The sequence below is a fragment of the Zunongwangia sp. L-65 genome, from assembly GCF_056859415.1.
The window spans coordinates 132,356-157,713 of sequence record NZ_JBSXOK010000075.1; the positions used below are offsets into that span (position 1 = coordinate 132,356).

The 25,358-nt window shown below is 34.1% G+C and carries 27 protein-coding genes; 11 read left to right on the forward strand and 16 right to left on the reverse strand.

Annotation, left to right across the window (positions count from 1 at the left end; all coding sequences use genetic code 11):
- Positions 1-94: 94 nt before the first annotated feature.
- Positions 95-664, reverse strand: a complete 570-nt coding sequence (locus AC13DP_RS17165) for an L-threonylcarbamoyladenylate synthase (protein ID WP_272959137.1) — start codon at positions 662-664, stop codon at positions 95-97.
- An 89-nt stretch (positions 665-753) separates the two neighbouring features.
- Positions 754-1,695: a glycosyltransferase family 2 protein gene (locus AC13DP_RS17170; protein ID WP_272959138.1), complete on the reverse strand. Its 942-nt coding sequence runs from the start codon at positions 1,693-1,695 to the stop codon at positions 754-756.
- A gap of 209 nt (positions 1,696-1,904) precedes the next feature.
- Here AC13DP_RS17170 and AC13DP_RS17175 point away from each other — a divergent pair, with 209 nt between their 5' ends.
- Complete coding sequence (locus AC13DP_RS17175) at positions 1,905-2,660, forward strand: lipopolysaccharide kinase InaA family protein (protein WP_272959139.1); 756 nt, start codon at positions 1,905-1,907, stop codon at positions 2,658-2,660.
- Positions 2,661-2,705: 45 nt separating this feature from the next.
- Here AC13DP_RS17175 and AC13DP_RS17180 read toward each other — a convergent pair whose 3' ends face one another.
- From AC13DP_RS17180 to AC13DP_RS17190, 3 genes are read right to left on the reverse strand one after another with little or no spacing between them, the layout of a single operon-like run.
- Positions 2,706-3,767: a UDP-N-acetylglucosamine 2-epimerase gene (locus AC13DP_RS17180; RefSeq protein WP_272959140.1), complete on the reverse strand. Its 1,062-nt coding sequence runs from the start codon at positions 3,765-3,767 to the stop codon at positions 2,706-2,708.
- Entirely contained in the window at positions 3,764-4,786 is a 1,023-nt protein-coding gene (locus tag AC13DP_RS17185; protein ID WP_483068180.1) for a glycosyltransferase family 9 protein, read from the reverse strand. Before AC13DP_RS17185 ends, AC13DP_RS17180 begins: the two co-directional genes overlap by 4 nt.
- A gap of 27 nt (positions 4,787-4,813) precedes the next feature.
- Positions 4,814-5,629, reverse strand: a complete 816-nt coding sequence (locus AC13DP_RS17190; RefSeq protein WP_013072514.1) for a 2,3,4,5-tetrahydropyridine-2,6-dicarboxylate N-succinyltransferase — start codon at positions 5,627-5,629, stop codon at positions 4,814-4,816.
- 88 nt (positions 5,630-5,717) lie between these two features.
- Between AC13DP_RS17190 and ruvX the strand changes: the two genes are divergently transcribed.
- The 4 genes from ruvX (at position 5,718) to AC13DP_RS17210 (ending at position 7,992) form a co-directional block, all read left to right on the forward strand.
- Positions 5,718-6,122 (forward strand): Holliday junction resolvase RuvX, encoded by a 405-nt coding sequence (ruvX, locus tag AC13DP_RS17195; protein ID WP_013072513.1) that lies wholly within the window; start codon positions 5,718-5,720, stop codon positions 6,120-6,122.
- Positions 6,123-6,304: 182 nt separating this feature from the next.
- Complete coding sequence (gene def / locus AC13DP_RS17200) at positions 6,305-6,895, forward strand: peptide deformylase (protein WP_483068181.1); 591 nt, start codon at positions 6,305-6,307, stop codon at positions 6,893-6,895.
- A gap of 57 nt (positions 6,896-6,952) precedes the next feature.
- The gene (locus tag AC13DP_RS17205; RefSeq protein ID WP_013072511.1) at positions 6,953-7,375 is read left to right on the forward strand and encodes a DUF5606 family protein; all 423 of its coding nucleotides are present in this window, start codon (positions 6,953-6,955) and stop codon (positions 7,373-7,375) included.
- 269 nt (positions 7,376-7,644) lie between these two features.
- Entirely contained in the window at positions 7,645-7,992 is a 348-nt protein-coding gene (locus AC13DP_RS17210; protein WP_013072510.1) for a hypothetical protein, read from the forward strand.
- A gap of 39 nt (positions 7,993-8,031) precedes the next feature.
- Here AC13DP_RS17210 and smpB read toward each other — a convergent pair whose 3' ends face one another.
- The gene (smpB, locus tag AC13DP_RS17215) at positions 8,032-8,493 is read right to left on the reverse strand and encodes an SsrA-binding protein SmpB (protein ID WP_013072509.1); all 462 of its coding nucleotides are present in this window, start codon (positions 8,491-8,493) and stop codon (positions 8,032-8,034) included.
- Between the two features lie 245 nt (positions 8,494-8,738).
- Here smpB and AC13DP_RS17220 point away from each other — a divergent pair, with 245 nt between their 5' ends.
- The gene (locus AC13DP_RS17220) at positions 8,739-9,482 is read left to right on the forward strand and encodes a DUF6503 family protein (protein ID WP_483068182.1); all 744 of its coding nucleotides are present in this window, start codon (positions 8,739-8,741) and stop codon (positions 9,480-9,482) included.
- On the opposite strand, the gene AC13DP_RS17225 is transcribed toward AC13DP_RS17220, so the two are convergent.
- The 3 genes from AC13DP_RS17225 to AC13DP_RS17235 are packed head-to-tail and all read right to left on the reverse strand — an operon-like array spanning position 9,474 to position 11,580.
- Positions 9,474-10,004, reverse strand: coding sequence for a DUF4269 domain-containing protein (locus AC13DP_RS17225; RefSeq protein ID WP_483068183.1), 531 nt, complete (start codon positions 10,002-10,004; stop codon positions 9,474-9,476). The genes AC13DP_RS17220 and AC13DP_RS17225 overlap by 9 nt on opposite strands.
- Entirely contained in the window at positions 9,994-10,770 is a 777-nt protein-coding gene (locus AC13DP_RS17230; protein ID WP_483068184.1) for a methyltransferase domain-containing protein, read from the reverse strand. The genes AC13DP_RS17225 and AC13DP_RS17230 overlap by 11 nt, the downstream gene beginning before the upstream one ends.
- 18 nt (positions 10,771-10,788) lie before the next feature.
- Positions 10,789-11,580 (reverse strand): hypothetical protein, encoded by a 792-nt coding sequence (locus tag AC13DP_RS17235; protein WP_483068185.1) that lies wholly within the window; start codon positions 11,578-11,580, stop codon positions 10,789-10,791.
- Between the two features lie 243 nt (positions 11,581-11,823).
- Between AC13DP_RS17235 and AC13DP_RS17240 the strand changes: the two genes are divergently transcribed.
- Positions 11,824-13,224, forward strand: a complete 1,401-nt coding sequence (locus tag AC13DP_RS17240; RefSeq protein ID WP_483068186.1) for an NAD-dependent succinate-semialdehyde dehydrogenase — start codon at positions 11,824-11,826, stop codon at positions 13,222-13,224.
- A gap of 347 nt (positions 13,225-13,571) precedes the next feature.
- Here the strand turns inward: AC13DP_RS17240 and AC13DP_RS17245 are convergent, their stop codons facing one another.
- Both AC13DP_RS17245 and AC13DP_RS17250 read right to left on the reverse strand, forming a co-directional pair.
- Positions 13,572-14,117, reverse strand: a complete 546-nt coding sequence (locus AC13DP_RS17245; protein WP_483068187.1) for a SixA phosphatase family protein — start codon at positions 14,115-14,117, stop codon at positions 13,572-13,574.
- A gap of 46 nt (positions 14,118-14,163) precedes the next feature.
- Positions 14,164-15,270 carry an esterase-like activity of phytase family protein gene (locus AC13DP_RS17250; protein WP_483068188.1) on the reverse strand — a complete coding sequence of 369 codons (1,107 nt, stop codon included), beginning with the start codon at positions 15,268-15,270 and terminating at the stop codon, positions 14,164-14,166.
- Between the two features lie 111 nt (positions 15,271-15,381).
- Here AC13DP_RS17250 and AC13DP_RS17255 point away from each other — a divergent pair, with 111 nt between their 5' ends.
- Complete coding sequence (locus AC13DP_RS17255; RefSeq protein WP_013072501.1) at positions 15,382-15,567, forward strand: CsbD family protein; 186 nt, start codon at positions 15,382-15,384, stop codon at positions 15,565-15,567.
- A 112-nt stretch (positions 15,568-15,679) separates the two neighbouring features.
- On the opposite strand, the gene AC13DP_RS17260 is transcribed toward AC13DP_RS17255, so the two are convergent.
- Entirely contained in the window at positions 15,680-16,309 is a 630-nt protein-coding gene (locus AC13DP_RS17260; RefSeq protein WP_347406525.1) for a CatA-like O-acetyltransferase, read from the reverse strand.
- Positions 16,309-16,995, reverse strand: coding sequence for an HAD family hydrolase (locus tag AC13DP_RS17265; protein ID WP_272959415.1), 687 nt, complete (start codon positions 16,993-16,995; stop codon positions 16,309-16,311). The genes AC13DP_RS17260 and AC13DP_RS17265 overlap by 1 nt, the downstream gene beginning before the upstream one ends.
- A 78-nt stretch (positions 16,996-17,073) precedes the next feature.
- Here AC13DP_RS17265 and AC13DP_RS17270 point away from each other — a divergent pair, with 78 nt between their 5' ends.
- Positions 17,074-17,649: a Crp/Fnr family transcriptional regulator gene (locus tag AC13DP_RS17270; RefSeq protein WP_483068189.1), complete on the forward strand. Its 576-nt coding sequence runs from the start codon at positions 17,074-17,076 to the stop codon at positions 17,647-17,649.
- Between the two features lie 58 nt (positions 17,650-17,707).
- Here AC13DP_RS17270 and AC13DP_RS17275 read toward each other — a convergent pair whose 3' ends face one another.
- The 3 genes from AC13DP_RS17275 to AC13DP_RS17285 form a co-directional block, all read right to left on the reverse strand.
- Positions 17,708-18,556 carry a mechanosensitive ion channel family protein gene (locus AC13DP_RS17275; RefSeq protein ID WP_228250737.1) on the reverse strand — a complete coding sequence of 283 codons (849 nt, stop codon included), beginning with the start codon at positions 18,554-18,556 and terminating at the stop codon, positions 17,708-17,710.
- The gene (locus tag AC13DP_RS17280; RefSeq protein ID WP_201765793.1) at positions 18,553-19,086 is read right to left on the reverse strand and encodes a DUF1003 domain-containing protein; all 534 of its coding nucleotides are present in this window, start codon (positions 19,084-19,086) and stop codon (positions 18,553-18,555) included. The genes AC13DP_RS17275 and AC13DP_RS17280 overlap by 4 nt, the downstream gene beginning before the upstream one ends.
- A 378-nt stretch (positions 19,087-19,464) precedes the next feature.
- The gene (locus AC13DP_RS17285) at positions 19,465-20,811 is read right to left on the reverse strand and encodes a clostripain-related cysteine peptidase (RefSeq protein WP_347406523.1); all 1,347 of its coding nucleotides are present in this window, start codon (positions 20,809-20,811) and stop codon (positions 19,465-19,467) included.
- 1,411 nt (positions 20,812-22,222) lie between these two features.
- On the opposite strand from AC13DP_RS17285, the gene AC13DP_RS17290 reads away from it, so the two are divergent.
- Together AC13DP_RS17290 and AC13DP_RS17295 are read left to right on the forward strand one after the other, a co-directional pair.
- Positions 22,223-23,566 (forward strand): tetratricopeptide repeat protein, encoded by a 1,344-nt coding sequence (locus tag AC13DP_RS17290; protein ID WP_347406522.1) that lies wholly within the window; start codon positions 22,223-22,225, stop codon positions 23,564-23,566.
- Between the two features lie 483 nt (positions 23,567-24,049).
- On the forward strand, positions 24,050-25,358 hold a 1,309-nt coding region (locus AC13DP_RS17295; RefSeq protein ID WP_483068190.1), incomplete at its 3' end, for an immunoglobulin domain-containing protein.

Below are 25,358 nucleotides of genomic sequence, written 5' to 3' on the forward strand. Positions count from 1 at the left end.
CGAATACAGATACCTATAAAACGCTCATTTTAAAGTCTAAAAAAACCTATGAAATTTGGCTAATTTTATAAAACCTTATTCGTGGTTTAGCAATCTATTTACGTATTACTTTAACCGTTCCGTCGTTACTAAGTTTAATAATAGCCGATGGTTTTGAAGATTTTTTAGACTGGTGCAAATTTACTACATAGTCCACACCTTTTAAAATTTCAGGGCTAATTTGGGAAAAAGAACCCGGTGTTGGTTGCCCGCTAATATTAGCAGAAGTTGACACTAAAGGTCGGCGTAATCTTCTGGTCAATTCTTTACAAAAAGGATCTTTGGTAACTCGTATCGCAAGGGTGTTGTCTTCAGCAATTACATTTTCAGCCACTCTTATCGGATCATCGTAAATAATAGACGTTGGTTTGGCAGCATATTTTAGAATGTCGTAAGCAACTTCTGGAACTTCTTCTACATATTCATTCAGCATTTTAAAATCTGAAACCAAACAGATCATCGATTTGCTTTCTGCTCTTTTCTTAAGTGCAAAAATCTTATCAATGGCATCTGCATTGGTGGCATCACAGCCAATTCCCCAAACCGTATCGGTAGGATAAAGAATAAGTCCGCCTTTTTTAAGAACGGCTAAACAATTTTGAATTTCAGTCTTTTTATCTTCCATAGTTACCTTGCTAACGACCTGCAAAGATACTTCAGAAAATTTATGAAACCAGTTTTAAGTCGAAATTCCTTAAAATTGGACGATCTTTTTTAAATCTCTTTAATCGATTGTTTTTGTTTAAGTGATTTAGAAAGACTGGCGCCGCCAAGTAAAAGTCTAAACAACGGGAAATATTTGGGTTTTACGACACAGGTTAAACCATACCGAATGCGTAGAAAATTAAGTAAGAATTGATGTGCTAAAAAGCTATAATGTTTACGAGTATGGTAAAGTAAGGAGATCTTTAATTCTCGTTTAATAAGTATATTTACACTCTTTTTAATACTTACGCTTTTAAAATGAATGTATTGCGCTTCAGGAAAAATATAAGCATATTTTTTTCGCTCTCTTAAAAGTCGTATCCCAAGATCTGATTCTTCGTAGTATAGAAATAAATTAGTGTCAAAACCTCCAATTTTATTAAAATCTTCAGCATTAAAAAACATAAACGATCCCTGAACATAATTTACGGCTGTAGGTTTGTCAAAGAATTTTTTCCGACTGGGATATTTTTTGGGATTTACTTTTTCCAGAAATCCACGTTTTAGAATTTCCCTGCTAAGTGAAGAAAAGTGATCTATAGTACTTCTAAAATTTTTGTCTTCATCCAGCATTTGTGGCGAGCATACACCGGCATCTGGCGTAGCATCCATAAAATCTTTTAAAACCCAAAGACAATTATTGGTAAGCTGTAGCGTATCGTTATTGATAAACGCATAATATTTGCAATTCGAGGCAGCATTAACGCCAATCATATTTCCTGCCCCAAAGCCAAAATTTTGTTTGCTTCTTATAAGCTTTGTGTTCGGAAAGTTTTTTTGCTGAAGCTCACTTTCTAAAAGTAAATAATCCTCTTTTTCTGAAGCATTATCTACCACTATAACTTCTATCGCTTCTGTGTTTTTATGGGTTTCAAAAATCGAAGCCACGCAATCTAGTGTAAATTTAGCAGTGTTATAATTTACGATAATACAACTTATAGCGATGCTCATATTAGAGATTTAGAGATGTTTTTTTTGAAATATGTTCTAAAAAACGTTTAAAACTGATAATCCTGATTTATATTAAACTTAGATTGCAAAACGTGTCTAAAATACCAAAATTTGACTTTTAGCCTAAGAACTCCTAAGTTTTTTATAAGGTCATAATACTATTCATATTTTCATTAGTCTTTAAGTTTCTATAATCGTAATTTTGCAACATGAAAATCGTATACGCAGACGCTTTTAAAGACCAGGCTGGAAAAATAGATCAGATTTTAGCTGATTTTTCAGAGAAAGGGAAAACGCTTAGCAGTGGCCGAAATATCATTAAAACCTTCGATCTTAATGGTAGGCAGGTGAATGTGAAATCGTTTAGGATCCCAAACCTGATCAATAAAATTGTTTATCGTTTTTTTAGAAAATCGAAAGCTGCGCGTAGTTTTAGTTATGCTGAATATCTTTTATCCAGAGAGGTGGGGACTCCTTTTCCTGTTGCTTATGCTGAAGAGTGTAAGTGGATCACCTTTGGCCGCAGTTATTACATTTGTGACCATTTAGAATACGATTTTACCTTTAGAGATATCGAGAAATTTGAAGATGAAGCACAAAAAGAATCGGTTTTAAGGGCTTTTACACGCTTTACTTACGAGCTTCATGAAAAAAATATTGAGTTTTTAGATCACTCTCCAGGAAACACGTTAATACAAATCGATGGCGATCAATTTGAGTTCTTTTTGGTCGATTTAAACCGAATGAATTTTAAGCGACTGGATTTTAAACAGCGCATGAAAAATTTCGCTCGCCTTACGCCAAATAAGGAAATGATCAAGATTATGGCTAACGAATATGCTATAATTACAGCCTGGAACGAAAATGAAGTTTTTGAAACCATGTGGGGCTACACTCAGGAATTTCAGGAGAAATTTTTGAGGAAAAAAAGGCTAAAGAAAAAGCTTAAATTCTGGAAAAAGTAATTTCCTAAACCCATAAAAATATCTCCCGTTTTTATCGAATTTCGACTATCGAGTAAAAGGTTTTCTATAGCTTTTTAAAGTAAAATAATTCAGTTTTTTTCTTAATTGATAGCGTCTTACCAGGTTTAAAGGTTTACTGGATAATTCAGATTTATCAGTGTGTAAAACATCAATACAGGTAGAAATTACGCGCTCGCTGCTTTTGCCATCAAAATAAGGATGCGTGTCGTAAATGTAAGATTCGATGTTTTTCAACAGTTTTTCTGAAGGTGAAAAAGCTGCTCTAATGGCGCTTTCAATTTCTTCAGCATTAGAAATATTGATAAGATGATTGGCAGGTTTATTATTTCTAAAAGTCACTACCGGTTTTTTCTGAAGTATAAACTCGGTAATTGCAGATGTGGTGTCTGAAAACATGATATCTGCCTGGCGAAATAGCGGAATAATATCTGTGGTATCGTAATATTTGAAGTTTTCGTGCTGCATTTTTTTAACGATCTCAATTTTCTCTTTATCCATTTTTGGATGCAGCACAGCCAGAAACTCAAATTCGCCAGTTTTCGATAATCTTTTTATTTCAGTGATCACCTCTTCATTATACAACCAGCTGTATTTTGGAGAAAAGGTAGAAGAAAGCAATATTGTAGGTTTTTCGCGCTTATTTTCTTCAATCTTAAACAAAGGATCTACTTTAGACCAACCGGTTTCTCTTACTAAAAAATGATTCTTTTTTTGCTGAATTTCATTAAATGGAATGGTCGTCGATGGTCCTTGCGTACAATAAAGATCAAATAAACCACGAATTCTAAAATGACCCTTTTTGTCGCTATGCTTATTGGCTAAAAATCCATGAAAAATCTGCACTTTTAATCCCGGTAGAAAATCGGCAACAACATCTGTAATGCATAACACGATATCTGGATTGTAATCTATCGCGTCTTCAATTGTTTCGATCAAATCCCCATTTTCAGGGAAATAGGATCTGGGAGGATCCAACTCTGTAAACCATTTTACCTCGTAGTTTCTTTTCCTAATTTCTTCCTGAAGCGGTAAACCAATCGGCAACGCATAAGTATGACTTATATAAATTAAAAAGCGATAGGTCATTTAGTGTTCAATTTTAGGAATTGGTCTAGTGGTTCTTCAATATAAGCTGGTAAAAATTTCTCGTAAAGCTCAAATACATCTTTGTGCAAATCGTCCTGACTTTTTTCAGCAAATAATTCCGGAGAAAAATCTTTTAAATGAACTGAAACATTCTGCTTTCCGTCTTCATAAATATTCCAGTTCGCTTTGTTTAAAGGAGGTGAAAAAATCGCAAAAGATGGGATGTTTAAAGCTTTTGCCATGTTTATAGCGCCACCTTCATTCCCAATGATCGCATCACAAAAACTGGTAAGCGCTAAAAATTCCCTGAGATTTTTTCCGTAGATATCAAGATAAATTTTCTGCTTGGTTTGTGCATTGCAATAGCCAATTAAAGTTGAAATTTGCTCTTTTTGGTTTGGGATATAATTGAATAAAATAGCCGTGTTTTCTTTGGCTGCCATCTGGTCTAAAAGCTTGGCCAAATAGGGGAGCGGATAGGTTTTCTTTTCTGAACTTCCTAAAGCCCCAATCATATAAATAGAATCTGAAAGATCTACGCCGCCTTCAATCAAAATTCTTTTAGCTTTTTCACGTTCAGCATCACTCAAAAAGATTTTTGGTTTTAGCTGAAGCGGAGCATTTTTAATAAGCGGAGTAAGTAAGCGCATTCGCTTTTCGATCGCTGCACCTGCATTTGTTTTCGCCTGAATTTTTCGGCTAAAAACATGAGTGTAGAATGGGCGGGTATATTTTTTATCGAATCCAATTTTATATTTCGCCCCAGATAAACTGGTAAGAATCGATGTTTGTACCGTAGAATATGCATCGATAATAGCGTAGTAATTTTCAGATCTAATTTGCTTCAGTAATCTATAAAAAGGAAGCTCATTTTTACCGATTATCAACTTATCGATAAACGGATTGTTTTCTACAACCGCTTTGGTATGAGGATAAATAAGGTAATGCAATTGCGCTTCGGGATAGGCTTTCCGAAGTGCTTCAAATAAGATTGAGGACGTAAGCACGTCCCCAATCATTTTTTGTTGTATTACCAGAATTTTCATTTATACCGCTACATCATATTCTCTAAGCGCATCGTTTAGAGACGTTTTTTTATTGGTACTTTCTTTACGTTTTCCTATAATCAATGCGCAGGGTACATTAAATTCTCCTGCCGGGAATTTTTTGGTATAACTACCAGGAATTACAACAGATCTTGCCGGAACAATCCCCTTCATTTCTACGGGTTCATCCCCGGTTACATCAATAATTTTTGTAGATGCCGTAAGTACAACATTAGCACCAAGTACTGCTTCTTTTTCGACACGTACACCTTCTACTACGATGCTTCGAGATCCTAAGAATGCATTATCCTCTATAATTACAGGAGAGGCTTGCAATGGTTCTAAAACACCACCAATACCAACACCACCACTAAGGTGAACGTTTTTACCAATTTGTGCACAACTACCAACTGTGGCCCAGGTATCCACCATTGTACCTTCGTCTACATATGCACCTATATTTACATAACTTGGCATCATAATCACACCGCTGGAAATGTAAGCACCATGTCTGGCTACTGCGTTTGGTACTACACGAATTCCTTTTTCTTTATAGCCTTTTTTTAGAGGCATTTTGTCATGATACTCAAAAATACCAGCTTCAAGGGTTTCCATTTTTTGAATAGGGAAGTAAAGAACCACTCCTTTTTTTACCCATTCGTTTACCTGCCATCCACCTTCAACCGGCTCTGCTGTTCTTAGTTTACCTTCGTCCAAAAGAGTAATGACTTCTCTAATGGCATCCGTAGTTTCTTTATCTTTTAACAGCTCACGGTTTTCCCAGGCTGCTTCGATTTTTGTTTTTAAGTGATCCATACATCTAATTTTTAGCAAATATAAGAGCTTCAATGTAATTTTTGGGGAGCTATGGATATAAACCTTACCTTTGCATAAATTTTGAAGTATGGCAAGAGTAATGGCATTAGATTATGGGGTAAAGCGAACGGGGATAGCCGTTACTGATGAGCTTCAGATGATTGCCAGCGGACTCACCACTGTTGATACTTCGTCTCTTTTAAATTTTCTTGAGGATTATTTTAAAAAAGAAAAAGTAGAAACGGTTGTGGTGGGAGAGCCAAAGCAAAAAGACAATTCGGCCAGCCAAAGTGAAGTTTTTATAGCTGAATTTCTTAAAAAATTTACCGAAAAATTTCCTGAAATGAAGCTGGTTCGTGTCGATGAGCGTTTTACCAGTAAAATGGCTTTTCAGACGATGATCGATAGCGGACTCAAAAAGAAAAAACGACAAAACAAAGCTTTGGTCGATGAGGTAAGTGCAACCATTATCCTGCAGTCGTATCTTTATTGAAAAGGGAGAAAGTAGAAAGTTTGAAAATAATAAAATTGAAGGGTAGAAGTTTTATAGATAGCTTCCGCTACTGTAAAAGCATTAAAAATAAAGGAATACTGATGATATAATACCTTTTCCATTAGGCATTTATCATTTAAACAGTATACATTACATTTTAAACAGCGATTAAAGATTGATATATGATTTTACCAATAGTTGCCTACGGTGATCCGGTATTGAAAAAGAAGGCAAAACCAATTGATAAGGACTATCCGAAGTTAGAGGAATTAATAAGTAATATGTGGGATACCATGTATAATGCCTACGGTGTGGGGCTTGCTGCACCACAGGTGGGGGTTCCTATTCGTTTATTCGTAATCGATGCAGCACCTTTTGCCGAAGATGACGATTTAACTGCGGAAGAAAAGGAATATTTAAAGGGCTTTAAAAGAGTGTTTATTAATGCCAAAGTGATCGAAGAAACCGGAGACGAGTGGGCTTTTTCTGAAGGTTGTTTAAGCATTCCCGATGTTAGAGAAGATATTTTTAGAAAGCCAGAGGTAACTATCGAGTATCAGGACCAGAATTTTGAAACCAAAAAGGAAACTTTTACTGGTTTAGCCGCACGGGTAGTACAACACGAATACGATCATACGGAAGGAATTCTTTTTACTGAAAAGATTTCTAGCCTTAAGAAACGACTGATTAAAGGGCGTTTAAAAAAGATTTCTTCAGGTAAGATTAAAGTGGATTATAAGATGCGCTTTCCTAGCGTAAAAAAAGGTCGTTAATATTTTTGATAATTTAAAGCGGGGTGTGATATTTGCCACCCAAATTCAAAAGACACTATGGGATTAGATAAAATTTTAGCAATATCAGGAAAACCAGGTTTGTATGAGCTTGCTGCACAAACCAGAGGAGGATTTATTGCAAAATCAATCTTGGATGGAAAGAAAATCGCCGTTAATATGCGTCATAACGTAAGCATTCTTAGCGAGATCGCGATTTATACCTATACAGAAGAAGTACCGCTTGGACAGGTACTGGAAAATATAAAGCAAAAAGAAGATGGTGGTGAAGCAATTAGCCACAAATCTTCTAAAGCCCAACTGGAAGATTATTTTGCTGAAGTGTTACCGGATTATGATGTAGATCGCGTATACCTGAGTGACATTAAAAAAATTATCCAGTGGTATAATCTTCTTACTAAAAACGGATATACCGATTTCTCTAAAGAGGAGGAACCGCAAACTAGCGGAGAAGAAGAATAGTTATTACGATTATTTCAAAACAGCAAAAACCTGTTTGAGCATTATACTCAAACAGGTTTTTTTTGGTATTGTCAAAAAGGTGAATATCTAAAATTTTTTATTTTTCTGAGATTCAGAGAATTAATAAATTCATATTTTGATGTTTTCGTAAAATTTAACTTTTATTATTAATGTATTAACGATTTCTAATCAGATTTTAATCTCAATCCAATAATATTCTAAAGTGAGTCTTTTAATTTTGATGTAAATCAAAAAGAAAAATTAACGCTATGAGATTTAATATTTTAGTTTTTATAGGATTATTGATTTCTGGCATAAGTTACGGCCAGAAACAATCTGAAAATGTAAAAGAGGGAGATATTTTTACGATTAATTCCAGTAGTAATTTAAAGTTCCATTCTTTAAAACTTCCAAAATTAAATATGTTGGTGAAGCAGGGGGAACGACCAAATTATAAAAAACTGGATGGAATGGAAGTAGAAGTAATTTCTATAGAAAACACAAATAAAGGAACTTTTGCAGTTCTAAAAAGAAGCAACGATGAAAACTTCTTTATTCATCGTAAAACGATTAAAGCCAATTTAGATAAGGCTTTTAATTACGGGGAGTTAAAGTAGATTAGATTATTTTTTCCAAACGAAAAGGAGTATAGTTTTTTAATTATACTCCTTTTTTATGCGATCTAATTTACGTTTGTTATCCCGATCTTTAATGGTTTCTCGCTTATCATAAAGTTTCTTACCCTTGGCTAGCGTAATTTGTATTTTTGCCAGTCCGCGATCGTTAATAAATAATCGAAGCGGGATAATCGTTAATCCACCGTTTTTCACCTCTTTTTCCAGTTTTCTTAATTCCCGCTTCTGTAAAAGAAGTTTACGCTCACTTTTTGGATTATGGTTAAAGTGTGTGGCATGAGAATATTCTTCAACATGCATATTGATCACATATAATTCACCGTCCTGAAATTCACAGAAACTTTCGGCAATCGAAGCTTTACCCTGGCGTATGGCTTTAATTTCTGTTCCGGCTAATTTAATTCCGGCTATATATTTATCCAGGAATTCATATTGAAATTTAGCCTTTCGGTTTTTTATATTTATAGTATTTGCTTGTTTCATTTACATTGAAATTTCATAATTTTCGATGTTCTGCTATGTTAGAGGTTCTAAAGCATAATAGCATAAAATCCCAGACGTACCTCTTATAGACTGCAAAAATAGTAAGCTTTAAAAGATTATTGAGGGATTTTAAAGAAATCGTAACAAACAAAGGTAGTGATTCATTTCCATTTCACTTCAATCACGCTCTATAATATCTGGACTACCTGAAAGGATTTATTATCTTTGCCGACTATTTTTGAGCTATGAAAAAAGTTACCCTACTCTGCATAATTTTATTGGTAGTTATTTCCTGTCAGGAAAAAGAGCTTGACGCTGATCAAATTATAAACAAAGCCATTGAAGTTGCCGGAGGTGAAAAATATGATTCCGCTAATATCTCATTTACTTTTCGCGACAAGCAGTATAAAAGTAGCCGAAAGAACGGTAGGTTTCATTTGGAGCGCCTTCAGGAAGATTCTTTAGGAAATAAAATTACCGATATAGTAACCAATAGCGGCTTTACAAGGAACAGGAATAATATGGAACTTAGTTTGCTTGATTCCATAGCTAGTAAATACTCAAATTCGGTAAATTCGGTACATTATTTCGTGCAACTTCCTTATGGTTTAAATGGCGATGCTGTGAATAAAAATTTACTGGGCAAGGACAGTATCAAAGGAAAAGAATATTACGAGATCAAAGTGACATTTAATCAGGATGGTGGCGGCACCGATTATGAGGATGAATATTTATATTGGATAAATACCAGCACTTTTACAGTAGATTATCTGGCGTACAGTTATCACGTGAATGCTGGCGGAATTCGTTTTAGAGCGGCTTTTAACCCAAGAATAGTTAACGGATTACGTTTTGTAGATTATAAAAATTATGCTGAAGATGATCTTTCCACGCCACTAGAAAATTTGGATGCACTCTATGAGGCCGGTAAGCTTAAATTGTTTTCTGAAATAATTACTGAAGACGTAAAGGTTAATATTTCAGAATAAGTTTGCTTTGTAATCTAGAAGCGCCTGGTAAGGATTACCTTCCAGCCCAAGCAGTTTTGCGAAGGCAGGCTCTGTTTTTAGTCCTCTTTCTTTAAGTTTGATGATATCTCTACGGAATTTTTCATCGTTTTCCTGAAGGATTTTATGTTCGATAATCATATGACGATAGGCATTTTGTTCTGCTACCCGAAGGTTTTGTCCAAAGATTTCGATTTCGAAATTTTGGCCTTTGAAACTGCAAATACTGGCCGTTTCCCCGAATCTTGATGTCGTTCTACAACTAAATTGGAGTTGCTCTTTATAATACTCAAACAGTTTTTGTTTGAATTCATCATGATTTTTTATCGCACAGGAAATATCCAGGTCGCTGGAAGCAATGGCAATATCTAACGGAATGGTTCCTGTAAGTACAGGCTGAAATTCTTGTAAAACTGAAAAGATTTTTAAATCTGAAAGTTCACGATACGCCAGTTGCTGAATATTGCTACCATATTTTAGATAATCAATATTTTTAAAATCCATTGGATGTGTTTTTGTATGCGATTATTCGTAACCTTCGATAATCGGCATACCAGCCATCTTCTTTTAAAAGTGTTGTTTTTAATCTTGTTTGCACTTCGTTCTTAATACTTTCAGCCTCAACATCGGGAATACCTTCAAAAAATCTCTTTCCAAACATCGAAAGCCAGTCTGTAATTCCGCTTTCAGCATCGGCTAATTTGGTGGGGCGATCGTATAATTCGGCTAAACGGATGTCAAATCCTGTTTGTTCCAGAACAGTCGTATATTCTGCAACCGATGGGAAATACCATAAGTTAATATTCGCCTGATTTTGATATCCTTTTTCTAATAATACCTCTTTTAACGTTGTTTCAATTTTTTGCACATTTCCTTTACCGCCAAATTCCAGTACTACACGTCCATTTTTCTTTAAATGTCTTAGCATATTTATGGCGGCCGCTTTATAATCTTTTATCCAGTGTAAGGCGGCATTAGAAAAAATAGCATCAAATTTTTCGGTAAAATTAAAATTTTCGGCATTAGCTACTCTAAAATCAAGATCGGGGAAATTCTTTTTAGCACTTGCAATCATGCTTTCAGATGCATCCATTCCAATAACTTCGGTGCTGCTACTGGCAATTTTTGCAGTAAGCTGACCCGCACCACAGCCCAAATCCAAAATAAGTTCCCCTGTTTTCGGTTTTAATAGTTCGATTAAAGCACTTCCGTAATTAAATACAAAATCATGCTTGGTATTATATAATTGCGCATCCCAGTTTGTCGCCATTTTTTAATTTTAAAAAGATTAAATAGTATCGGTGCTAAAAGAACTAGTTTCTGCCAGGTCTCCTTTTAAACGATATTTCCAACGTAAGGTTTCTGTATATTCCAAACCAAAATTAGTTTCGGTTTCCAGGTAATAGATTTCGGTTTCAAAATCGTTAAAAATATCATTATAAATTTTTTCAGCGAACTTTTGCCATTTCATCTGGGAGTCGATATTGGCTTCGTTAAAAGCCTTACGCATTTTTCGGGCGTAAAGCTCTAGTAAATCAAACTTAAGCTGATTGTATTCTAATTGATGCTGGTTTTGGTATTGAGGCTGAATATAACTACAGTTAAGAACAATGATGGGTAAGACTTCAATGCTACCTTTGCCGCCAATTTTATAATTCTTATAATCTACATTTAAAGTAGCGCAAAGAAAAGAAGGGCGTTCTATTTTTGGAGCACCTTTAAAATATTTCCAGTCCAATGAATGTTCGCTACTCCAAATAAGCATTTCTTGAAAAGGAAAAATATCATCCATTTTAAGGATTTTAAACTTAAGCTGATGACAGGTGGATAATGCATTGGGTAATTTATGTTCCGTAATTTTTATGGCATTGCCGCCAAATTTTCGAGCCTCATTTTTGGCCAGGTCCAATACATGTTCGTAGCTGCAATCTACCGTTAATCCACCATCTTTTAAGTGAAACTCCCCAATAGTTTTTGTAGGAATAGAATCGGGTATCTTTTTATATTCTTCTATAACAACAACGGCATCATTGTTATGAAGCGGAGTAAATTGCTGAACGGCTTCTCCTCTTAATTTCATTTTAGAAGCACAGGATATTGCGCTTAATACCAGAAATAAGGAAAGTAATCTTCGCATAAATGTTGAGAAATGGAAAATAAATTTAACAAAATAAAGTCTAATTTGCTCTATTGTGAACAAAGATTTAATGAACACAATTTTTCTGTTAATAATTCTCAATTAACTTGAAATTCGAAAAGCTTTAACGGGGATTTATCAGCCAGGCCATTCATGGTAATGTACCTTAGAAAAAAATTAAAAGCTATGAGTACATTAATTAAAAACAAAACAATTACAACTGTTAATCCAACTACAGGCAAAAGCCTAAAGGATTATCCGTTAATGACCAATGAAGAAGCGAGCGAAGCCGTAAAAAAATGTCACGAAGCTTTTGTGAAGTGGAAAAAATATTCTTTAGCGGAAAGAGCAGAAGTGCTTAAAAAAATAGGAAGCACATTAAAAGATTATAAAGAGGAGTTTTCTAAGCTTATGACCAGCGAAATGGGGAAACTTGTTTCACAAGCTGAGGAAGAAATTGATCTTTGTGCAGCTATTTGTGAATACACCGCAGGAAATGGTCAAAAAGAGTTAGCTAACGAACCTGAGCGTGAACTTCCTGATGGAGGACGTGGAATCATTACGTATTCTCCTATTGGAGTTATCTACGGAATACAACCATGGAATTTCCCTGCTTACCAGGTCGTACGATACGCTATTGCTAATTTAATGGCTGGTAATGGAGTATTATTAAAGCATGCTGAGGGTACAACAGGATCTGGTTTGATGTTAGAGGAAATCTTTGAGAAAGCCGGTTTACCTAAAGGTTTATTTACCGTATTGATTATAGATCATGATCAATCTGATGATATTATCAATAATGATTTTGTAAGAGGAGTAACCTTTACCGGAAGTCCTAATGGGGGTAGAGCAGTGGCTAAAAAAGCCGCAGGAAATCTTAAAAAAACAGTACTAGAGCTAGGCTCTAACGATGCGTATTTGGTATTAGATGATGCAGATCTGGAAACTGCTGTAGAATGGAGTGTAAAAGGTAGAATTTATAATAACGGAGAAACTTGTGTAGCAGCCAAAAGATTTGTGGTAACCGAGAAAAATTACGATGCTTTTCTAGAGTCTTTCGTAGAAAAAATGAAAAATGTAAAATTTGGTGATCCAACAAAAGAGGATACACAAATTGGCCCAATGGCACGTAAGGACTTGAGGGAGAAATTACATGAGCAGGTGGAAGAAAGTGTGAAAAATGGCGCTAAAGTTCTTTGTGGCGGTGGAATTCCAGACGGAGATGGCTTCTTTTACCCAGCAACTGTATTGGCAAATGTGAATCCTGGACAGCCAGCATATGATGATGAATTATTCGGACCGGTAGCCTCTGTCATTAAAGCAAAGGACGACGAAGATGCGATGAGAATTGCGAACGATAGTAGGTTTGGTCTTGGTGGTGGAATTTTCTCTAAGGATGAGAAGAAAGCTATCCAGTTAGCTGAAAAGCATTTTGATACCGGAATGGTTTTTATTAATTCTTTTGGTGTGGCGCAACCTAATATGCCTTTTGGCGGAGTTAAAAACTCTGGTTATGGTAGAGAACATGGTGGTTTTGGAATCAAAGAATTTGTAAACACCAAAGCAATTAATATTCTGCAAGGATAAAACACTTATAACAACACTTAAGATGCTGAATTTAGTTTTGGCGCAATTGGTTGGATAAAGCCGTGAATTGATTTTCACGGCTTTTTGCTTTTCAATTCCCTTTTTTAGTGATTATCGGTCATTTAAATAACAGTTATTTTCGCCATTCCGAAATTCCATACTCTAAATATTTTCAAAAATATTTACAACTTAAAATTAATTTATAGCCTAAGCTTATTAGTACAGGTGTTTTGTTCATCAAGTGAATTTTCATCGAAATTTGCAAGGAATACAAGTAAAATGCAAGCTTAGATATAAATCTTTTGCAATATTTACTCAGCATCAGGGATTTCTAAATTGAACTCAAATTAGTTTATGGTTAACTGCTGAATAGAGTTTTTTCCATTTGAATGTACCTGAACAATAAATAATTTGCCATGTTCTGTTTCATCAATATCATTATTAAAATATTCTTCTCCATAAACAGCATTGGCGAAATAGGGGGTAGTATTGGTGTGTCCCACCACCAGTACTTTTTTTCCTTTAGTAGCTTCTTTAAATGCTTCGGAATTTAATTTGGTATGATCGTAGATTTCAATTTTGAGTCCTTTACTTTGTGCAGTAGGTTGAGCCGTTGCTTTGGTTCTAATAAAATCAGAACTATAGATAGCATCAAAATCTACGGCAGTAAAAACATTTTTCCAATTTTCAGCTCGTTGCTTCCCTTCTTCAGTTAATGTAGGATTGCGGTTTTCTCTATCGGTAGTATCTTTTTCAGCATGCCTTATAAAATAATACGTGCTTATTTCATCAAATTTCGGCTCCGCTTTTTCCTGGTTTTTTTGTGGGCTTTGCTGGCAGGAAATAGCTATTAATATAAGACTTAAGAAAAGATATTTGATATTTGGTGTCATGATTTTTTCCCGTTTTGTTTTTAAATTTTAGACCAAGCTAATTGTGTTAATCCTTAAAATCAATTTCCATTAAAATAAGCTGTGTTAGTTGTCTCCCGAAGCTATTAAAATTATTATCAGAAATTAGTAGTAAAGACTGTTTACCATTTTCGAGTTTTGGGCCAAAACACATTCCCTCTATATTATCGATGATTTTATCGGTTAGTTGATCTTTAACCGATTTAAAATCGAATACCAAACGCTTTCTGGCTGGCGAAAAACTAGCTTTTTTAAGTGATTCTTTTTCTAAAATATTTGTCGCCCTCTTAGTGTCAACATCAAAAATTTTCACGGTGTTGCTATGTGAGCCATGACCGGCAGAATAGGCGCGTTCTAATACCAAAAAATTTCCCTCCTTATACTCTAACAGCTCGGTAACTCCGTTTACAGCAAAATACATCCATGGAATTTTTGATATACCATCCAATCGATAGGCAAACTGATTGGTTGCTTTTTTAATGTCTTTGTCGAAATAAGTAATTCTGGTAAATGATTTTGTAGGAAATAATTTAGGTTTGGGGCCATCTTTTTCCAGCGGAAGTTCAGTAGCCACCCAAAATCCGTTACCATCATAAGACTGCGCCAAACCTTCAAAAACCCCGTTATGTCTGGGTTTTTGTTCGCCTTGAGCAGTAAAATGCTTAGGAATTTCAAAAGCATCCTTAAAATTTCCACTTTCGTCTAAAATAAAAACAGAAGGATCTTTTTGGTTATTAATGCTCCCTTCACTACTAATATACACTTGATTTTCTTCGGGTAAAAACCTAATGGCTTCAGGATCTAAAGTATGATCTTTGAAGAATTCAGCAGTCTTTTCGATCATTACCGTCTTTTTAAAGTTTACGGTATCAATTTTATTTCCGGAAAGCTTAATTTCGGCTTGATAGAAACGGGCGTCTGATGGTGTATCGACAATAAAATAATAGCTACCATCCTTATAATCGATCCCTGATAGACCACCAACTTTAGTGTTGTCTATTTTAAGATCTTTGTCGATAACATATTCGTCCAGAAAACGAATTTGTAATCTGTCATCTTCAATTTTTCTGGTGGTGGCGCAGGAACAAAAAAATAGTCCCGTCAGGCCCCATATTGCTAATTTTTTCATCATCATTTTTTTCGGGTTAAAAATAACAAAAGCTTAAGTAAAATATGGCGATTTCTTATGATTAATCAGCTGATTGATATTGTAACTTTATATTGTTAACCAATAAAAACAAATGTTATGAATAATGATCAGCTAGAAGGAAAATGGAAACAGATAAAAGGTGAATTTAAGCAGAAGTACGGGAAAGTAACTGATGACGATGCAACCTACTCTGAGGGGAAATTTGATGAAATGCTTGGAAGACTGCAGGAAAGAACCGGTAAGTCCAAAGAAGAATTGAAGAAAGAGATCGATAGGTGGTAATTACGATAATCGTCTGAAAACAAAAAAGACTGTCTGAAAAAGGCAGTCTTTTTTATTTAAATAAGCTAGAGCAATAACGTCATAAAACAGTAAGGATAAGGGGGATAGCCTCTTATTCATTGTTATTAAAATTGTTTTGGATTATTTGGACCAGTTGACCTACGTGATAACCATCCACAAGCGCATGATGGGCGTGAATTGAAACTGGCATCATAAGGCCTTCTTTACTTTTATGGATTTTTCCAAATGTAATTTTTGGGCAAGTATCGTTAATGGAAAATTTTCTTGCATTTGAGATAGAACTGAAATTAATCCAGGGAATAGCAGAATAATGTATTACTTGCTCATCCATATTTGCCGGCATAAGTAAATCAGAGTTTTCTATTCTTTTTCTTTCTTTAACGAATTGATCAAGAAATTCGTTAAAGTGCTCACTGTGCTTAAGATACGAAAAACCAAAAGTCTTGTTTTTTCTGGCTATAGTTGTAGAAATATGGATAACATCAAATTGATAAATTTGATCATTTATAATTCTTTGCCGAAAATTGTTAACTTGATTAACTGCTTTATTGGTTTGATATAAATAATAAGCAAAGAAGGGAATTTTCTTTTTTTTGCAGTAATTATAGATGTTTTCACAATTTAAATGAGTAGTTAGTCCAAAAAAAGGTTCTTCAAAATCTTTAAAGAATTTAAACTGTTCTTTTCTATCATAGTTGTCCAGGTCGATATGCTTCTTCATTAAAGTAAATGGTTTAAGAGATCTTCGATTTTTTCTAGTTTTAACAAGTTTGGATGTTCCAGTTCTTTTTCATGTTTTTCATGATTCCAGGTAATGCTATAGGGGATATGTGCAGCATAACTGTTGATTTCTAATACCGGAATAATATCTGATTGTATCGAATTCCCAACCATAAGAAAGTTTTTTGGCAGGATCTCTAAATGACGAATTAGTTTACGAAAATTATCAGGAGTCTTATGGCTCATAACTTCGATGTGTACAAACCATTTACCAAGCTTAGAAGCTTTTAATTTTCTTTCCTGATCTAAAAGATCTCCTTTTGTAGCCAATACCAGTTTATATTTCTTACTTAATTTTTCCAATGTATCTTCAACCCCTTCTATAAGTTCTACTGGTTGTTGAATGAGATCGTGGCCCAAATCGATTACTTTCCGAACAAGCTTTATATCGGTTTTTGCATCGGTGATTTTATATAATGTTTCGATCATGGAAAGCATAAAACCTTTAATACCGTAACCATACAACTCGAGATTTTTCACTTCGGTTTTAAGGAGTTCCGCTGAAATTTTATCCTCGGGCATGATATCCTTTAATAAAGCACAAAATTCTTTTTCTGTAGCCTGAAAATAGGGCTCATTCACCCATAAAGTATCATCCGCATCCAGGGCTATTGTTTCTATATTCATTATCATCCTTATCTTTGTTTGAGATGCAAACTTCTTTTCAAATTAATTTTTAATCAAGGACATTTGTCCCACGAAAAAATGGTTAGGGTAAATAAGGATTTTTTAAAATTTATACAGGATCATTTTAAACTTACCAATGATAATGACGAGATTGAATTGGTCTCTTTTAAGGCCGATAAAATTTTAATGGAACAATATAAGATTACTAGAAATGTGTATTTGATAAAATCGGGAATTTGCAAAGTCTATTTTGAAGAGGAAAACGGAAAGGAATATATCCTGGAGTTTTTAAGTACCGGTGAAATACTTGGGGAACTCAAAATCATAAGAGATGAGCCCTGTTTATGCTCGGTAAAAGCGATCGTTGAAGTCGAAGCTTTTAAGATTTCCAAAAACTATTTTTTAAAACTGTTGAATGAAAATTTTGCTCTAAATAAAATAATCATTCATTCGTTTGCAGAGAGAATAATCAATACCAGTAAAAAGGCCTCACACCAAAAATTATATGCCATTGAACATTCTCTGAAAAAGATTATTGAAATGCAAAAACAGAATAATGTTGAAATCTCAAAATCAGATCTGTCTGCCTATCTGGGAATCTCTGTTCGAAGTCTAAACAGGTCACTTAAGAACTTAAAAGATAATCCGTCCTAATTATAACAATGTTTCCTAAACGAAAAAGGGAAGTCATAACTATGAGAGGAGTCTATTTTTAATCCTCTTTTTTTATAATTAGGTTTTGGTAGTTAAAAGGTATTTCAATATTTTCCTTATCAAATCGTTCTTTGATGGAACGGAGTAAATCACAATACATACTAAACCCATTGGCCGTATTATCTGCGTAAGCCCATGCTTTTAAAGTAACGGACGAGTTTGCTAATGCAATAACCCTGGATGTTACTTCTGGAATGCCGTTTTCTATATCCTCTGGTGTTCTAATATCGATATGGAGCGGATGTTTTTTAATCTCCTCTTCCATTATGCTTAGAGCTCTTCCTATATCAGAACTATAACCAATACCAATTTCGATCATTTTACAGATTTTTGTGTCATTTAAGTTAGAATTCACGATCACATTCGAGCTTATTACGGAATTAGGAACCACAATCCTGTTATTCTCAAAATCCCTAAGGATCACTTGCCTTAAATTGATTTCCTCTACCGTTCCGGTATAGGTTTGGTTAAAAGTAATTCTATCATTTATTTTAAAAGGTTTAAATAACACAATAAGAAACCCGCTCATTATATTGCTTAAGGCCTGCTGAGAAGCCAGGCCCGCGACAAGCGATATGATACCTGCTCCCGCTAAAATCGAATGCCCCAGCGTTTTCATTTCAGGTATTTGAATTAGAGCCAGGGAAATACCTATAATAAAAATTATTGCGGTGATTAAGTTTGTAGCAAAAAGATAACTTGTTGGGTCTATATGCTTTGTTTTAACGAGTTTATTTATTTTTTTTCTGGATAAAAATTTAAAAACCAGCGCTAAAGAGAAGGTTATTGCGATAATGATCCCTATTATTATTACGGTTTTAAAATCGGTAAAAAAGGATGTTGTCATAATTTTTGTTCAAGTTTCTTTAAAATTTCCAACTGCACTTCCTGACTTTCAAATAAAGTTTGTACCTGCTCCTGTATTAAAAGTTCAATCTTTTGGTTTAATGCCTTGATCTCTAATTCTGCCTTTAAATTGATCAAATAGTCATTTTCAGCTCTTTTTCTGTCTTTTTCTTCTTGCCTGTTCTGACTCATCATAATTACCGGAGCTTGCAGCGCTGCGATACAGGAAAGAATAAGATTCATTAATATAAATGGATAAGGATCAAAATTATCTCTTGCTGGGGTTAAGGTGTTAAAAAGAACCCATACGACCAGAACGATAAAAAAAGAAATTATAAATGCCCAGCTGCCTCCAAATTTAGCAACCTTATCAGAAATTGTTTGACCCCGGGTAAGTATTTCCTTTGGTGGGTTTAGCAGGTTGTTGGTGATTAATGTTTCTTCCTCAATCGCTTTCTTTACAATTTCCTGAAGTTTTTTTACCTGCTCAGATTTAGCTGTTAAGATTTTGTCTATGTCTTTATCCATCATTTTTAGAATTCGGTTATTAATAAATGCATCATAAGCGTATTAGTACTTGGGTATGATACTTCCCATAAAACTAAGGAAAAATCATATAATTAAATTAATGAAAATTTAGAGGAATAAATGAGTGTAGGTACTTAGGTTTATGTGCGTTAAGCAGGTAATTTATCATTTTTTAAGTTTAACATCTAATGAAATGCTATATAAAACTAACAAAATCGAAGAACCGGACTTTGATTTTTTACAAAATTATGCTTGTATTTTAATCTTTTACCATAGAATATAGGCGTTAAAAATCCAACAGTGCTTATCGGATTCTTGCGCTTATACTTTTGGAAAAGCTTAGTGAAAATAGCTTTTACACCTTAGCCCTAATTTTTTGATTTACCATCCCATAGTTACAGACCAACGGTAATTATGGTAATAATCCAGGTAATATGAATAGAACCGATCTACCTGATAGGCCTGTGTGAGTTCAGGATATTTTTCCCAGTGTACGGCATCGGCAAAATTATTATTGTTGGGAATAAAAACGCTAATTCCTGAAGAATTTCGGATAGAAATGATTCCTCCTTTATAATCATTGGCATAGGAGGAGTAAACCGTAGGAGTGTGCAGATTAAGCGGAACGACCTTTGCCAGAATATCTTCCCATTGCTGAAATATACCGGGATCTGCAGAACTTAAGCTGGAAATATAGCTGCCCAAATCATAATAAAAGTTATAGTAATTACTATCATAATTAGTTACTTGTTTTGTATTTATTGGCTGTCCTTTAGATTTTTCGGCCTGGATAATTGCTTTTGTCGCCTCGGCAAGAAAATCCAATTCACTACTTTTAATGACCGAAATTGCTATGCCATATGGATATTTATTGGTGGTACTAACAGTCTTTGTCGTAGTTGCCGCAGAATTTTTAATATCAAACTTGCGGCTAGGGACTTCTTCGTTCAAACCCTTATCGTAATTTTCGTAATATTCCAGATAATAGGCCTCCGCAATTTGTTCAGCGGTTCTAGTCTCAGAAAATAGCGCGGGCACCATATCTGCGTAATTAGCACCATAGGCGGGAACTTCAGTAACAGAAGCTATAAAATAATCGGCGGTATTTTTTAATTCGTAGGCTACTTCGATACTTTGCATATCACAGGCGTCAAAAAGAATAAAATCAAATTTAGGAAATTCTTCCAGTGTTTTCCTTAAGTCTAAAATATCCATTCGTTTGCCTTCGCCATACATATTATTATCCCTATCTTCTCCAAAAGCTCTAGAATTAACCGTTGTTTCTGCCTGGTCAGTAGCCGGAAGCCAACCGTCGCCGTGCGACCAAAAGCTCAGCCCGTAAGATTTAGCTTCGTATTCCTCTAAAACCTGACCAATAACATAAGACATAACTGCTTTGCTTACCGAATTATGCTCGGTATAATTATAAATGGTATCGGTAATTACCTTTGAACCCTGTTTTTTGATCTGGAGTAAGCGGGGGGTAGAATAATCATCAATATATACCAGCAGGTTATTAAGTTCTGGTTGGTCTACATTTTTATACCCCATAATCATTTCTTCAATATCCCGGCTGGCATAAGCACTTAAATTGTTATCGGCTACAATATAAATAAGGTTGGTGCGATTTGCGATACTATTGGGTAGCGGCTCCTGATCATCATTTTTATGGCAGGCACTAAATAAAGCAGTAAGGAAGAAGGCGAAAAGCAATAAATTTTTATTCATAATTTGTAGTATGGTCTTAGCAGCAAGAACTGTAATTTAAAACAAGGAATAGAATGACAAACATACATAAAGCCTGGCTGAAATGATATCATTCTGAATAAAAATTCGATGTTCTATTATCCTTATTGCTTAGTTATTCTACCGGAATTGATATAGGGACAATGTTGGGCTAATTTTTTGAAGCTGATCCTTTTTACCCAAAATACAAGCATTCTAAAAACACTCTTCCGCCTTATAAATTCAAAATGCAGCCATCTGCCAATCTAACGGAAGCTCATAAAATTTTATATAAAGATAAATTAATGCTAAAAAATTAAACCTCTCGTAAAATAAGCAAAAAGGGATAGTGTGAACTGCCATATTTGGTGGTTGAGAATTTGGAACAGAGAAATCTCGAAATAAAAGATCATGTAACAATAAATGTTTTAAGAATTTATTCCTGAGTAGTTTACAATGAAAGTATATGAGGACTTATTTCTTTAAGTTTCAAGGATGTTATTTTGAACTTTAAAATTTTACTGTTAGATGAAACCAAAAACCGGTCAATTAAAAAACGTATGAAAACGCTTAAATAATAAACTTAAGCGTTTCTACACCTGAGCTTTATATTCTTAAGAAATCAGAACGGCTACCTTAAAATTTAGCAGGTATTAAAATCTTAAAAATAGTAGATACTACATAAAATTGCTACTACAACAATTTATAATAAATATTAATTAAAGCAGCTTTTTTGATTAAAGGCTTGGAGTATAGGTTTATAACTTCTGGAATCAATTATGTATAGCCTAAAACCTGATAATAATTGAGAAAAAGTAACAGTTCATTTTAACCGTATTTTGGGGGATTTAATGGGGTATTCGAAAATAAATGGAAAAAATTAATAAACGTTTAGCAAAACAGGATCTGTTTTTAGTAAAAAAAATTAGGATATTGGATTTTTATTAATGTTTATATGATAATCCATAATTTTTGGCCATATGCATATCAACTATAACCTATGCATTCTATAGGTTATTCACTTAGTGTTTTTATTATTATTTACTTGAGAAGTAGATGATTACGAAAAAAACTCAGTCCACCAGCTGGGTTTTTACGTAAGTATTATTAAACAAAAAAAGGATTTTTTATTGTAGATAATCAATCGTAGTAAGGCAATCCTAGAACAAGTTTTTCAAAAACGGAAATCTATAGGAATGCTCTTGCTTAGATGGTCCAGGTTATTATTATCAAAATTTAATTTTGTATTTATCAGATGGTACATGATTACTTTTTTCAAAGCGCTCATATTAAAATACTTTTATTTTTAGTTTCGGTTTTATCCTTGTCATCTGCTTTCTATGGTCAGGAGGTATTTCAAAAACAGGATAGCTTATTATTACTTTCCGACAAAAAATTTGAGTTTTCTAAAGAAATGGAATCGATAGCATATGCTTATCAGGTGATGCAATGGGCAGATAACAATAATAATAGTGAATTCAAAGCAAAAAGCTATTATAAAATTGGCCGAGCCATGTTTAGTCTGGAAATGAATAAGAGCAGTTTATATTTTTTTAATGAAGTGTTACAGGAGACTTATATTAAAACCGACCCGATCCTGGAAGTTAAAGTCAGAGAAAATTTAGCAATCAATTACTTGCATAATGGTTGGCAAGATCAATATTTTGTGGAATTACAAAAGGCTGAAAATATTTTAGATACACTAAACTCATTTCAATTAATGGATGATAAATATCTATTAAAGATGAGAATTACTCTGAATTTAGGTAATTATTATAGTGTTACCAAGAATCTTGATTCTTTAAAGAAATATATGAGACGTGCAGATCGCTATGCAGATTCTCTTTTAAAACCCCAGAGAACAAAGGAATATAATGATTATCTTCTTTTAAAAGGAGGATATTATCAGCACATCCATCAATCGGATTCAGCCCTTATTTTTCTGGACTCAAGTCTAAACAATGAAAACGACTACATTAAAAAATTTCCTCATTTTTATTATCTGGGTGAATTTTATTTTAAAGAACAGAATTATAAACTGGCACTTTCCAACTATCTTAAAAGTTTAGATATTATTGAAAAGCAAACTGCAAACTGGTCGCTTTATCCAAATATTTATGATCAGTTAGGTAGAACTTACCTCAAATTAAACGATACTATAAAGGCAAACTATCATAGCGAAAAATATGAAGAAGTTTTAGATAGTATATCAAAATTGAAAAATGAAAGATCAATTGCTTTATTCGATAAGTTGAGAAAAGTCTCCGAAGTCCCTAAAAGCTATGAAGAAAACAAAGATTCAAATATAACATCTAAAAACCTTTTAGGTTGTGTAATTATAGCTTTAACAGGTTTCCTTTTTTATTTCTTTTTGATGACCAGGGCAAACTTAAAAAAGATCACTATAGCAAAAGAAAAAGAAACGATGCAATTAAAAAATCAACTCAATCAGGCTTTTGAAGAAGTTATAATAATGGCTAAAAATAATGACTCTACCTTTTTGAAAAGATTTGAAGAAGTCTATTCTGATTTTTATAGAGCCCTTATGAAGCAGCATCCCAATTTAACTATTTCCGATAAGAAATTTTGTGCGATGATTTACCTAAAATTCGATACAAAAGAAATTGCTAGATACACTTTTATTGAACACCGGTCTGTACAAAAGAAAAAAAGCAGATTAAGAAAAAAAATGGGCTTAACTTCTGAAGAAAACTTCTACGATTATCTTACTAAAATTAACGATGAACATGAATTTTAGTTCTTAATTGATATTTAAATGTATGTTTAATCTTACAAATATTTATTTTTAATGTTTTGATTATTAGCTTTTTAAATGATGGTCGTACTTTTGTCGCAGCTGTTTTCTTTACTTTTTACAAGTAAAGATCTATTTTTAAGTCAGTATTTAAATTGAAAAAAATATGTTCGATTAATAATAGAAGTGACTACATGTTAAGAATATAAAAACACTTCTACGTATTTGTTATCATATTATTTTTTAATAAAACCTGAGTTAATTTTTCTCCCCATTATTAACTCCAACCTCTAAACCCTACTAGAGGATTAATTTATAACCTCCTAAATAGATTAGGTATAGATTAGTATTACTTTAAGTTTTTATTCATTTAGGTAATAAATTGGATAGTTCCAATTTTATACTTGGCTTTAGTTTTAGAGCTGGGGTAGGAATATTATGTACATACTAATCTGGGTTTTAATACGTCAAAAAAATCTCAGGTGTATGAAATTAACTAAACTACTAACCCAATATGGAATAGCCTATTATTCTATATTTTTATTATTTCTGCTAAGTTTTTCAACGATTTGCTCTGCACAAGATATTAAAGAGCGAAAGTATGCAACTACTTTTCAAGCAAGTAGCACTGTACTTTTAAATAGAGATATAAAGAATGCAAATGCAGCTGTAGATCAAAATCTGGAAACTTATGCTCAAATGAATACCTTGTTATCTTTATCCGGTTCTTCAAGGGCTTCATTACGCTTAAGATTTGGAAAAGAACTTCCGGCAGGTACTCCGGTAACTCTAAAAGTAGGATCAGAGAGTCAATTACTATCCCTGTTAGACAATGTAACTATACAGGCCGTTAACGGTGTTGGGAGTGCCATAAATAATACAGGAAACACCGTTGGTAATGAAGTTCGCCTAAGCAGTTTAGCAAGTTTATTATCAGGGCCACAACAAAGAGAAATAACATTTGTACCATCAGTAGCGTATGATGGGGTAAAGATCTCATTAGGAGGTCTAGCCGCAAGCTTCAATGTTTATGAGGCTTTTTATTATGAATATACCGGAGAAACTGGTTGTCCTGAAGCCTTGGATATATTATATGGTGTTAGTGGGAATGGCCTGGATGTAGCTAGTTTATTAAATGTGGTAAGAAATCCTTCAAATGCTATAGATGGAGATGATAATTCACGTGCTGAGCTAAGGGCGAATGTAAGCTTGTTAGAAGAAGCCTTTTTAGAAGTGCCTTTTAATAGAAATAGTTTACCTGGGGAATCAGCGAGGATTGTTCTGCAAGGTCAGGCTACTGGGCTATTAGATCTTAGTCTATTATCATCCTCAGTTGAAATTAAGGCCTTTTTAAACGGACAGGAACTAGCAGATATTGATTTAGGAAGTTCGTTAGTTAGTTTATCCTTATTAGGAGGAAGCTCTGATAAGCAAGTTTTGAGCGTGCCTATAAGTCAATCTTTTGATAAGATACGCATAAGCGTTGGTCGTGGATTATTGGAGACATTAAGTGGTTTAAATATTTATGAAATAGGGCAGAGCCCGTCAAAACCCGAGCTAACTTCCCCTTCCCTTGTGGGTGGCATTGCGGAATTATGTGCTGGTGGTGATTTGACTTTATCTGTGGTAAGCCCTGTGCCGGGTTCCACCTATTGGTGGTATTCTGTATCCAGTGGTGGCAGTCCGGTCTATACGGGTACGGATTATGAGCTATCCGATGTTTCTTCGGGAAGCTATAGCTATTATGTTAGCCAGAGCCTTGCAGGTTGTACCACGGAATCAGAACGTACAATGA